At 34.2% G+C, this 12640-nt stretch carries 9 protein-coding genes; 8 read left to right on the top strand and 1 reads right to left on the bottom strand.

The annotated features are described in order from the left end of the window. Positions 1–276: 276 nt before the first annotated feature. From FBFL15_RS04165 to FBFL15_RS04145, 5 genes are all read left to right on the top strand, one after another. Positions 277–804, top strand: coding sequence for a DUF1572 family protein (locus tag FBFL15_RS04165; RefSeq protein WP_014083408.1), 528 nt, complete (start codon positions 277–279; stop codon positions 802–804). A 205-nt stretch (positions 805–1009) separates the two neighbouring features. Next, entirely contained in the window at positions 1010–3211 is a 2202-nt protein-coding gene (locus tag FBFL15_RS04160) for a B12-binding domain-containing radical SAM protein (RefSeq protein WP_014083407.1), read from the top strand. A 133-nt stretch (positions 3212–3344) separates the two neighbouring features. After that, positions 3345–3830, top strand: coding sequence for an acyl-CoA carboxylase biotin carboxyl carrier protein subunit (locus FBFL15_RS04155; protein ID WP_014083406.1), 486 nt, complete (start codon positions 3345–3347; stop codon positions 3828–3830). A gap of 349 nt (positions 3831–4179) precedes the next feature. After that, positions 4180–5622, top strand: a complete 1443-nt coding sequence (gene accC / locus FBFL15_RS04150) for an acetyl-CoA carboxylase biotin carboxylase subunit (RefSeq protein ID WP_014083405.1) — start codon at positions 4180–4182, stop codon at positions 5620–5622. Positions 5623–5625: 3 nt separating this feature from the next. After that, positions 5626–7167: an acyl-CoA carboxylase subunit beta gene (locus FBFL15_RS04145; protein ID WP_014083404.1), complete on the top strand. Its 1542-nt coding sequence runs from the start codon at positions 5626–5628 to the stop codon at positions 7165–7167. Between the two features lie 255 nt (positions 7168–7422). Here FBFL15_RS04145 and FBFL15_RS04140 read toward each other — a convergent pair whose 3' ends face one another. Next, positions 7423–7776: a helix-turn-helix domain-containing protein gene (locus tag FBFL15_RS04140; RefSeq protein ID WP_014083403.1), complete on the bottom strand. Its 354-nt coding sequence runs from the start codon at positions 7774–7776 to the stop codon at positions 7423–7425. Positions 7777–8869: 1093 nt separating this feature from the next. On the opposite strand from FBFL15_RS04140, the gene FBFL15_RS04135 reads away from it, so the two are divergent. The 3 genes from FBFL15_RS04135 to tnpA are packed head-to-tail and all read left to right on the top strand — an operon-like array spanning position 8870 to position 11770. Further along, positions 8870–9085, top strand: a complete 216-nt coding sequence (locus FBFL15_RS04135; protein WP_014083401.1) for a helix-turn-helix transcriptional regulator — start codon at positions 8870–8872, stop codon at positions 9083–9085. Between the two features lie 2 nt (positions 9086–9087). After that, positions 9088–11319, top strand: a complete 2232-nt coding sequence (locus tag FBFL15_RS04130) for an N-6 DNA methylase (protein WP_014083400.1) — start codon at positions 9088–9090, stop codon at positions 11317–11319. Between the two features lie 13 nt (positions 11320–11332). After that, the gene (gene tnpA, locus FBFL15_RS04125) at positions 11333–11770 is read left to right on the top strand and encodes an IS200/IS605 family transposase (protein WP_014083399.1); all 438 of its coding nucleotides are present in this window, start codon (positions 11333–11335) and stop codon (positions 11768–11770) included. The last annotated feature ends 870 nt before the right edge of the window (positions 11771–12640 follow it).

Raw genomic sequence — 12640 nt, 5'->3', positions numbered from 1 at the left:
TCTAATTCCATGTCGATTAGTTAAACATACATTCAAATCAATCATCATTGTCAAAGTTTAAAACTTAAATGCCATTATGACTACATTGCAGAATCCTAAATGACATTGTTTTCTAATTGTTAAGTTTTTGAATCATTAAGCAATATTTTTGCTATTTTTGTTGAAAAAAACGGGGAGCTATTCCAGACCTTACTGCAACATACCCCCGTGTATTTACATGAACTATTGATTAAAAGAAGTGCAAATCATTCCAAAACCATTAAATAAATTATTACAATGAATTTTATTGAAAATGCCCTCAAACAGTTTGACTATTATAAAAGTCTTGGCGAAAAAACTTTTATACAACTTGCAGATGAGTCCCTTTTTTATCAACCCAACGACGCAAGTAATAGTATTGCAACCATTGTAAAACATTTAAGTGGCAATATGCTTTCACGATGGACTGATTTTTTGACAACAGATGGCGAAAAAGAGTGGCGACACAGGGATACTGAATTTGAGAACGATAGTACAACAAGAACTTCACTCCTTGCATGTTGGGGCAAAGGATGGGCATGTTTATTTGAGGCTTTGCACGGACTAACAGAGGACGACTTGTGCAAAGAAATTTATATTAGAAACCAAAAACATACCGTAATGGAAGCCATAAGCAGACAATTAGCTCATTATCCATACCACATTGGACAAATTGTTTTTTTAGGAAAATTATATTGCAACCAAAATTGGTCATCGCTGTCTATTCCAAAAGGGAATTCAATGGCTTATAATGCCCAATTATTTTCTACACCTCAAGACCATTAACAATTTGTAATTGATAATCTGGTGTATTGGGTAAATTGAATTTGTTATTGTTTGTTTGCAATGTATATGTTGTAAATGGCGATTTTGTTACATATTTATATAAATTTTGTCAATGTAAAAAATAAATATTTCGACAAATAAAACTTTGAGCATTACGACAATCGGGTGTTTGAAAAAAAAATATACTTTTGTAGAAAAAAATATTTTGACACCAATTCTATTAATAACACCGCCTTTTACGCAGCTCAACACCCCTTATCCCGCTACGGCTTATTTGAAAGGATTTTTAAATACTAAAAACATCAAATCCTATCAAACAGATTTGGGAATTGAAGTCATTTTAGAATTGTTTTCGAGTCAGCGTTTTCAACATTTATTTGAATTTGCACAACAAAGTACCCCCCATTTTTCGGACAATGCCAAACGAATATTGGCCCTAAAATCCCATTATATCCAAACTATCGATAGTGTAATAGCTTTTTTGCAAGGCAAAAATGCTTCATTGGCCAGACTCATTTGTAGTGGTTATTTTTTGCCCGAAGCCTCCCGTTTTCATTCCTTGACAGACCTTGATTTGGCATTTGGCACAATGGGTTTACAAGATAAAGCTAAGCATTTGGCAACTTTATATTTAGAGGACATATCGGATTTTATTGTCGAATGTGTCGATCCTCATTTTGGTTTTAGTCGATATGCTGAAAAATTGGGAAGAAGTGCAGCCACATTTGACGAATTGTATCAGTATTTACAACAAAAGCCCACCTATATTGATGCCATCTCTTTACGAATAGTAAATCAAAAAATACAAGAACACCAACCCCAACTCATTTGTTTTTCGGTGCCATTTCCTGGTAATTTATATAGTGCTTTCAGAGCAGCACAATGGATCAAACAACATTTTCCAAATATCAAAACGGCAATGGGGGGTGGTTTTCCAAACACCGAATTGCGGTCGTTAAAGGATCCTCGTGTATTTGATTTTTTTGATTACATTACCCTAGACGATGGTGAATTGCCCATCGAAATTTTATATTCAAAAGTAAATAACGACACGTCTTTATTTGCTAAAGATAGTTACAAACGCACTTTTTTATTAGAAAACAATCAAGTAGTTTATTACAATAATTGCCTTCAAAAAGACTACAAACAAAACCAAGTAGGCACACCTGATTACGATAATTTACCTTTAGATCAATACATTTCGGTTATAGAAATGACCAATCCTATGCACAGCCTTTGGAGCGATGGACGCTGGAACAAACTAACAATGGCACATGGTTGCTATTGGGGCAAATGCACTTTTTGCGACATATCATTGGACTATATCAAAATTTACGAACCCATTGCCGCATCATTAATTGTTGACAGAATGGAACAATTGATAGCACAAACTGGCGAAAAAGGATTCCATTTTGTAGATGAAGCAGCTCCACCAGCTCTCATGAAGGCCGTGGCACTCGAAATTATCAAAAGACAATTAATAGTAACCTGGTGGACCAACATCCGTTTTGAAAAAAGTTTTACACCCGATGTATGTTTGCTACTCAAAACCTCGGGTTGTATAGCGGTTTCGGGTGGGCTAGAAGTAGCATCGGACAGGCTTTTGCAACTTATAGACAAAGGAGTTACAGTGGCTCAGGTGGCTCAAGTTACCCGAAATTTTACCGAAAATGGCATCATGATACACGCCTATTTGATGTATGGATACCCTACACAAACGGTTCAAGAAACCATCGACAGCCTCGAAATGGTAAGGCAATTGTTTGAAATTGGCATACTACAATCGGGTTTTTGGCACCAGTTTGCCCTTACTGCTCACAGTCCCATTGGTCAAAATCCGCAACAATTTGGATTAAAAACCATAACAAACAACATTCAATTTGCCCATAACGACATCGCTTTTACAGACACAACAGGCATCAAGCACGAGCAATTTTCGTATGGTTTAAAAAAATCGTTATACAATTTTATGCACGGCTATTGCTTGGACTACAACCTCCAAGAATGGTTTGATTTTAAAATTCCAAAAACCAAAATCAAACCTGATTTTATAGAAAAATGCTTAGCACAATCGCCCCTTTTGGTATTACCAAAAGCCAATAGCAAAATGATTTGGCTAGGGCCAATGCCACAAAAAACAGACTACATCAAATCCAAAAAAGGACAAAAGTTTCAAATGTCGGTACTCGAATTTCATCAAAAAAACCACTCATTCGAAATCCGATTAGCAACCCCTTTGGCCCATTGGTTGGTTGCCATTTTAAATCAAGCCCATATAAACAAGCCCACGTTGCCCACTTTCAAAATGATTCAATCCGATTTTGAAAACCATTTTGATGATTTTGAACCCTTTTGGTTTAGTAAAAACATTGAAATTTTAAAAACAAAAGGATTGATTTTATTATAAAAATGTATCAATTTCGTTATAATGATACATTATTTTTAATTTATGTATATTAATTTAGCAAATATAGGTCGGTTTCATTAACAATAATACAGCATATATAATTACTTTTACACCCAATAAAAAAAAAAATTACATGGGTAATAATTATAACATAAAAGTAAACGACACTTTTCATTATGAACTTGATAATGAAAGTGTTGCAAAATTAGATGCTGTTAGTGTACAAGCAAACCAATTTCATGTTTTGCACCACAACACACCTTTTAAAGCCGAAATTGTTTCAACAGATTTTAACCGCAAATCCTATACTGTAAAAGTGAATAACAACACCTATACAGTGGCCATTGCCAATGAATTGGATGTATTGATAAAAAAAATGGGCTTCGAAGTTGGTACTTCAAAACAAGTAAACGCCATCAAAGCTCCAATGCCTGGTTTGATATTGGAAATAAGTGTAGTAGTGGGACAAGAAGTAAAAGAAAATGACAACTTATTGATTTTAGGTGCCATGAAAATGGAAAACAGTTTTCTTTCGCCAAGAGATGGTATTATCAAATCGATTGCCGTCAATACGGGCGATGCCGTGGACAAAGGACAATTGTTAATCGAATTTGAATAACCTTATATTTTGAATTCTAAATTATTAAGGGATTAATTCTATAAAATGTTTATTTGGGTGTTCCCACAAGGGTTGGGTTATCCGTTTCAAACAACGTTCAATGAACTCCAAAAGAAATGAAATATGGTGAAATAATCTTTTTTGATAACCACATTCAGAAACTATATTCGTGCAATATAACACACCCTTTTGGGTACTGGAAGTGGCTTCTAAAAGGATTTCTACCGCTATCCTAATGCAAAATACGGTAAATAGTAACCCACCGTTTTTTTAAGTTACACAATAGCATATTTAGAATCCAAAATCTTTTAATTTCCAATTCAAAAAAAAATAAAAATAGTATAACAAAATGAAAAAAATATTAGTTGCCAATCGAGGCGAAATTGCAATCCGAGTGATGCAAACGGCTCAAAAAATGGGCATCAAAACCGTTGCAGTTTATTCTACTGCCGATAGAAATGCACCACACGTAAAATTTGCAGACGAGGCCGTTTGCATTGGCGAAGCACCTTCGAGTCAATCCTATTTATTAGGGAACAAAATTATAGCCGTAGCCAAATCATTAGGGGTAGATGCCATCCATCCTGGATATGGTTTTTTGAGCGAAAATTCAGAATTTGCAGAAGAAGCAGAAAAAAACAACATCACATTTATTGGGCCAAAATCAAAAGCTATTTTAATAATGGGAAGCAAATTAGCGGCCAAAGAAGCCGTAAAAGCTTACGATATTCCAATGGTGCCAGGCGTAGATGAAGCCATAACCGATATTGCAAAAGCCAAAGAAGCCGCACAATTTATTGGTTTTCCAATATTAATAAAAGCCTCGGCAGGTGGTGGCGGAAAAGGGATGCGGGTAGTAGAAACCGAAGCCGAATTTGAATCGCAAATGAATCGTGCCATTAGCGAAGCCGTAGCTGCTTTTGGAGACGGATCTGTTTTTATAGAAAAATATGTGGCCTCACCTCGTCATATCGAAATTCAAATTATGGCCGATAGCCACGGCAATATATTGTATTTGTTTGAAAGAGAATGTAGTGTGCAACGCCGCCATCAAAAAGTAGTAGAAGAGGCTCCGTCGGCAGTATTGACACCCGAACTACGTAAAAAAATGGGCGAAGCTGCCGTTTTAGTTGCCAAATCGTGCGACTATTTAGGGGCGGGTACTGTAGAATTTTTGTTGGACGAAAACCATAATTTTTATTTCCTCGAAATGAATACCCGTTTGCAAGTTGAACATCCTGTAACAGAGATTATTTCTGGGGTAGATTTAGTAGAAATGCAAATCAGAGTAGCCCGTGGCGAAGCTTTAACACTAAAACAAGAAGACCTTCAAATAAAAGGTCATGCCCTAGAATTGAGGGTATATGCAGAAGATCCTTTGAATGATTTCTTGCCAAGTGTTGGACATTTAGACCAATATATATTGCCAACAGGCAAAGGCGTTCGTGTGGACAACGGGTTTGAACAAGGCATGGACATTCCAATTTATTATGACCCAATGCTCTCTAAACTCATCACTTATGGCGAAACCCGTGAAGAAGCAATGCAAATCATGTTAAAAGCCATTGAAGACTATAAAATTCAGGGGGTTTCGACAACGTTGCCTTTTGGAAAATTTGTTTTTGAACACGAAGCCTTCCGTTCAGGGAATTTTGATACTCATTTTGTAAAAAAATACTATGATGCAGAAGTTTTGAAAAAACAAATGGCCCAAGAAGCCGAAATTGCTGCTCTTGTGGCATTAAAACAATATTTTGAAGATCAAAAAATCGTACGATTACCAAATCAATAATTTATGGAAGCAAAAATAAAAGTATTAAACGATAAAATGGCTTTGGCTCACTTGGGTGGTGGCGAAAAACGTATTGAAAAACAACATCAAAACAAGAAATTAACCGCCCGTGAACGCATCAATTATTTGATGGACGAAGGAACTTTTGAAGAAATTGGCCTGTTGGTTACCCACCGAACAACCGATTTTGGAATGGAAAAAGAAGTGTATTTGGGCGATGGGGTTATTACAGGATATGGCAACATCAATGGCCGATTGGTATATGTTTTTGCTCAAGATTTTACTGTTTTTGGCGGTTCGCTGTCTGAAACCCATGCCGAAAAAATTTGCAAAGTAATGGACATGGCCCTAAAAATGGGAGCTCCCATGATTGGTCTCAACGATTCTGGTGGGGCTAGAATTCAAGAAGGGGTTCGTTCTTTAGGCGGATATGCCGATATTTTTTACCGAAACGTGCAAGCCTCGGGCGTTATTCCTCAAATTTCGGCTATCATGGGCCCTTGTGCTGGTGGAGCAGTATATTCGCCTGCTATGACCGATTTTACAATGATGGTTGAAAACACCAGCTATATGTTTGTAACAGGGCCAAACGTAGTAAAAACCGTGACCAACGAAACGGTTACATCCGAAGAATTGGGTGGGGCAAGCACGCACTCTACCAAATCGGGGGTGGCCCATTGCACATCGGCAAACGATGTAGCATGCCTAGAAGACATCAAACGATTGTTGGGTTATTTGCCTCAAAGCAATACCGAAAAACCAAAAAACATCCCATTTGCTTTAGGTAACGAGGTTCGAGAAAAATTGGCTTCTATTGTTCCAGATAGTCCTAACAAACCTTACGACATGCACGAAGTAATTTCGGGTATTATTGATGAAGATTCATTTTATGAAATTCATAAAAATTTTGCAGACAATATTATTGTTGGATTTTCCAGAATTGGCGGCCGCAGTGTCGGAATTATTGCCAATCAGCCCATGATTTTAGCTGGAGTATTGGATGTTAATTCATCAATCAAAGCCGCTAGATTTACCCGTTTTTGCGATTGCTTCAACATTCCGTTGCTTGTACTGGTAGATGTACCCGGATTTTTACCAGGAACAGACCAAGAGTGGAACGGAATTATTGTTCATGGAGCCAAATTGTTGTATGCCCTTAGCGAGGCTACCGTGCCAAGAGTTACCGTAATTACTAGAAAAGCCTACGGTGGAGCTTATGATGTCATGAACTCCAAACACATTGGAGCCGATTTGAATTTTGCATGGCCATCTGCAGAAATTGCCGTAATGGGTGCTAAAGGGGCGTCGGAAATTATTTTCAAAAAAGAAATCAACGAAGCTGCCGATCCTGCTGCAAAATTGCTCGAAAAAGAAGCCGAATATGCTGACTTGTTTGCCAATCCATACACAGCTGCTCAGCGTGGTTTTGTGGACGAAGTGATTTTGCCACAAGACACCCGTAGGAAATTAATTAAAGCATTTAGCATGCTCGAAAATAAAGTTGCCGTTGCACCAAAACGCAAACATGGCAACATACCGTTATAGTTTTTTTTAATTTGTTATTTTTTTTTAAAAGCGTTTTGAGTTTTTCAAGACGCTTTTTTTATACTCCTAAATAAAGTAACACAACCCCCTCCCCTACTGTTTATACCAAATATAGATACTGTCCAAAAATGCGATGCTGTTTTTTAGAAAAAAATGTCAAAAAAACAACATGGCATCACTGGCTAGGAACTATTTTTTTTGAATATTATAGCACAAATAATCCTATAAATGGGAATATTTGATATTTGGTAATACTTACTGCCGCAGCCCTTTCAAAATCTGAATTTCGGTTTCAAGGGTTTTTATGTGGGCATTTTGTTGCTCTATCGTAGCTCGAAGTTCCTGTTCGACTTTTGTTTGATACGGTATTTTCAAATACTCGCCCAAGTGTGCCACAAAGTTATACTCCAGCACCTTGCTCAATTGCCATAATATTCCAAACTGCAACGACTGTTGTTTCATATAGCCCGAAACGGTTGTATGGGTTACCCCTAATTTTCGTGACACTTCGGCTTTGCTTATCTTATTTTGATGCAAATAATAATGAACAAAATTGCCATTTGCCGGAAATTCTGTGCTGTTGGTTAGGCGGTGCTTCAAATTTTTCATACTATTTTTTTTTAATGGTTGTTGGTTCTTGGTTGATGGTTTTTGGTTGTTGGTTGTTGGTTGTTGGTTGATGGTTTTTGGTTGATGGTTTTTGGTTGATTAAACTTTGAGGCAAATATACAAAAAATAATGGTTTATCCTTTATTGTTATAGGTTTATCCTTTATCAGTATAGGTTTATACTTTATTAATACAGGTTTATCCTTTATTGTTATAGGTTTATCCTTTATCAGTATAGGTTTAAACTTTATTAACATAGGTTTAAACTTTATTGATACAGGTTTATCCTTTACTGATACAAGTTTATCCTTTATTAGTATAGGTTTAACCTCTATTGATACAGATTTAACCTTTATTTTTGAAGTTAGTGGTTTGTGTTTTGATGTAAAAAGCGCTGATCGTGATCATTGTTTTGGTATTGTATCTCTTGTGGGCATTTTAACGATTCAAAAAACAAAGTATTTGAAAGGGTTTGAATCTGCTTTTTTGTATTTTTAACAAAAATTGGTACTGATTTTGATCTAAAATCAACTGTGTTTCAATTTAAACTCCCTACAAATCAATCGAAAAGCATTTCAATAAATTGAATAAAAGAAATAAATTCCTAACTATTTCTGGAGGCAATGGATTGAAATGAGATTGATTCCTTTTAGATGAACATGATTTTGAAAAGCAGTTGAATGTATGCCAATTTAATAAAAAAAATGGTTCAAGCATGGTAATACCAAATATACATATAAAATAATCCAATCTACTTGTTCTTTTTTGCTAAAATGAGTCAAAAAAAATAATTATGTAGCCCAGCTATGAAATGATTTTTTTATAAAATCTTGAAAAAAAAATAACGTCGCATCTTTACTATTTTATAAGAAAAATAATTTTAAAATTTTTACTTACAATAAAATAATTTAATGTAGTAATAATTGTTGTTAAAATATTATATTTTTGGCTATGTAATTTAAAGCTTATTTTTCTATACTTAACAACTGCCATATAGATACACTTTGCACAGATTTAAAATGTTTTTATGTTTTTCTTTTGTGTTGTTATAAATACATTAAAAGTTAATACCTTTACAGCAAATGCAGATTAATATGGCAAATAAAGCAATAAATAGACTTAAAGTAGTTTTAGCAGAGCAAAATCAAACTAACAAATGGCTTGCAGAAAAATTAGAAAATAATGAAACTACTGTTTCCCGATGGTGTACAAACGAAGTGCAACCGTCAATGGATAAATTAGTAACAATAGCAAAACTTCTTGAAATAGATGTTAGAGATTTAATAAACCCTACTAAAATTTCAAAATAATGATGCAAGTTGAAATTAAAGACAATAAAATATTTGCTCCATTATTAGGTAAATATTTAGTTTTAAAACCCGAAGAAAAAGTAAGACAAGAATATATTTGTCGTTTGATAAATGATTACGGTTTCACTTTGGATCAAATGGGGCAAGAAATAAAAGTAAGCAACTCGCAACGTGGACAAGGTCGAGCAATGGCTGATATTGTCATTTGGAGAAATCTCAAAGACAAACACGACAGCAAAAGTCCAATTATAGTTGTTGAATGTAAAGCTGAACATATAACAGTTCGAGAAGATGATTACTTTCAAGGTTATAATTATGCTTCGTGGGCAGGTGCTGATTTTTTTGTTACTTCTAACATTAAAGAAACACGAATTTTTAAAGTAATTAAAGGTAATATTCCCAAAAAATTAGAGGAAATTATTGATATTCCGAAAGCGGACATTGTTAATGATGAAAAGAAAATTACCGATTTATTAAAACAAACCAAAGCATTTACAAGAGATGAATTTTCTAAACTGCTCTTCAAATGCCATAATATTATTCGTAATAATGACAAACTTTCTCCAGAAGCCGCATTTGATGAAATAAGCAAAATTTTATTCATTAAAATTAGATACGAACGAAGTAATACAGGTTCTCAAATATTTTCAAAAGAAAATTTCAAAAAAGCTAAAGATAGTTACGAGCAATTTAAACCTAAAGACGGTAAAGAATTTTATCAGTTTTTATTTGAGCAAACCAAAGAAGATTTCAAAGATGATGATTTGTTTGAAGCATCAGAAATTATCCGAATACGTGAAAATAGCTTTGAAGCTATTGTTGAAGAATTGCAAATTTATAATCTTTCTACTACCAGTGATGATGTTAAAGGGATTGCATTTGAGCAATTTTTAGGCAGAACATTTAGAGGAGAATTAGGGCAATTTTTTACTCCAAGAACTGTAGTTGATTTTATGGTAAAAGTCCTTGACCCCGAAGAAGGTGAAATTATTTGTGACCCTTGTTGTGGTAGTGGTGGTTTTTTAATTAAAGCGTTTGAATATGTAAGAACAAAAATTGAGCAAGAAATACACGAAGAAAAAGAACGTATCAAAAAACTTTATTTTGATGATGCTTTTGAAAAAATGCCTGAAAAGGAAAAAGAAAAAGTGGACGAAGTTGTAAACGATTTGTTTTCTAAACTAAATGCTGAACTTGATATAAACAACGAAAAAAGCAGGTTACGAATATTAAGTTACGATTGCATTTTTGGTACAGATGCCAACCCAAGAATGAGCCGTACAGCTAAAATGAATATGATTATGCACGGCGACGGACACGGAGGCGTACACCATAACGATGGCTTACTGAATGTAAACGGAATATTTGAAAATCGTTTTGATGTTATTTTAACAAATCCACCATTTGGGGCAAGGGTTGAAAAATCTTTAAAAATAAGCGAAGCCGATAAATATACAGACGAAGCAAGAATTATAAAATACAGAGAGCGTTACGGCAAAGCTTATGATGAAGCGTTGAAACAAGTAAACAACAACATAGGTAAACCGTTATTGAGTTTGTATAAAACAGGCACAATGAGTACACTTACCGAAGTGTTATTTATAGAGCGTTGCCTTAATTTATTGAAACCTGGCGGAAGATTGGGTATTGTTTTACCCGAAGGAGTTTTAAATAATACCAACTTGCAAAAAATTAGAGATTATGTAGAGGGTATTGCAAAAATTATACTCATTACCTCTATTCCACAAGATGTATTTATTGCCAGTGGTGCAACTGTAAAACCAAGTTTATTGTTTTTTAAGAAATTTACAGATGACGAATTAAAACAATACAAGCATATTGTTAAAACAGAAAAAGCAACAGAAGCAGCATTATACAAAGTAGAAAGTGAACAGATAATTAAAACATTTCCTGAAAAACCAAATGCCGAACAAAAGAAAGAATTAAAAGAAAAATTAAAGCTATTAGAAGCTCAATTAGAAAATAAAACCAAACAAAAAATTAAAGAGTGTTTTGATTACCAAATACCAATTGCCGAAGTAGAAAAAGCAGGAATTAGTACAACAGGTTCAGTAATAGAAAATGAATTAGAACCGCTTGAAATAGAATTTACAGCATACAGAAAAGCCAACAAACTCTGGGAAAATGTGCTTGAAGAAGTAAAATATGAAATAATAGACGAAAACATTTTTAGAATGGAACTTGGAGAACCAAAACCTTTTTATGGAAACTAAATGAAACTTTTGTATGCCTTTTGTAAAAATTTATATTCACTTTGTGTGGAGCACTAAAAACAGACAACCTTTTCTTTCTACAAAAGAGTTGAGAATAAAAATGTGGAATCATATTAGAGAAAATGCTAAAGAAAAAGGTATTTTCATAGATTTTATAGGAGGTTATACGGATCACTGTCATTGTTTAGTATCGCTTGGAGTAGATCAAACGATTCAAAAAACAATGCAATTGATTAAAGGTGAATCTTCATTTTGGTTTAATAATCAAAAATTGATACTTGAAAAATTTCAATGGCAGGATGAATATTTTGCTGTTTCGGTTTCAGAATCTATGATTGACAGAGTTCGGAATTATATTAAAAATCAAGAAGTACATCATAGTAAAAAAACATTTCAAGAAGAATATGATGAATTTTTTGAGAAATATGGTTTTCAAAAAATTGATGATTAATTTCATATTATTTTGGCTAAAGCCCATTGTATTTCAAATCAAAATCCCTCCAGATGAATCTGGAGGCAATTGAATTTCAAATCAAAATCCTTCCAGATGAAACTGGAGGCAATTGAATTTCAAATCAAAATCCTTCCAGATGAAACTGGAGGCAATTGAATTACAAATCAAAACCCCTCCAGATGAATCTGGAGGCAATTGAATTTCAAATCAAAATCCCTCCAGATGAATCTGGAGGCAATTGAATTACAAATCAAACTCCCTCCAGATGAAACTGGAGGCAATTGAATTTCAAATCAAAATCCTTCCAGATGAAACTGGAGGCAATTGAATTACAAATCAAAACCCCTCCAGATGAATCTGGAGGCAATTGAATTTCAAATCAAAATCCCTCCAGATGAATCTGGAGGCAATTGAATTACAAATCAAACTCCCTCCAGATGAAACTGGAGGCAATTGAATTTCAAATCAAAATCCTTCCAGATGAAACTGGAGGCAATTGAATTTCAAATCAAAACCCTTCAGATGAATCTGGAGGCAATTGAATTACAAATCAAAACCCCTCCAGATGAATCTGGAGGCAATTGAATTTGAAATCAAAACCCCTTCAGATGAATCTGGAGGCAATTGAATCAAAAAATCCTCATATAAAACTGAGGCAATGAATTTGAAAAGGAATGGGTTGCAACCCATTTGATAATAATGAATAGAAAATGGGATTAAGCCATTTGAAAAAATGAATGGAATATAAATGTAATTTATTGCATTCAATAATAATGAATTTGAATAGAAATGGGATTTATCCCATTTAATAATAATGAATTGAATAGAAATGTAATTTATTGCATTCAATAATAATGAATTTGAATA

The organism is Flavobacterium branchiophilum FL-15, from assembly GCF_000253275.1.
GTDB lineage: Bacteria > Bacteroidota > Bacteroidia > Flavobacteriales > Flavobacteriaceae > Flavobacterium > Flavobacterium branchiophilum.
The sequence above is the reverse complement of the archived record's forward strand: the minus strand, read 5'-3'. Positions and strand labels throughout refer to the sequence as shown.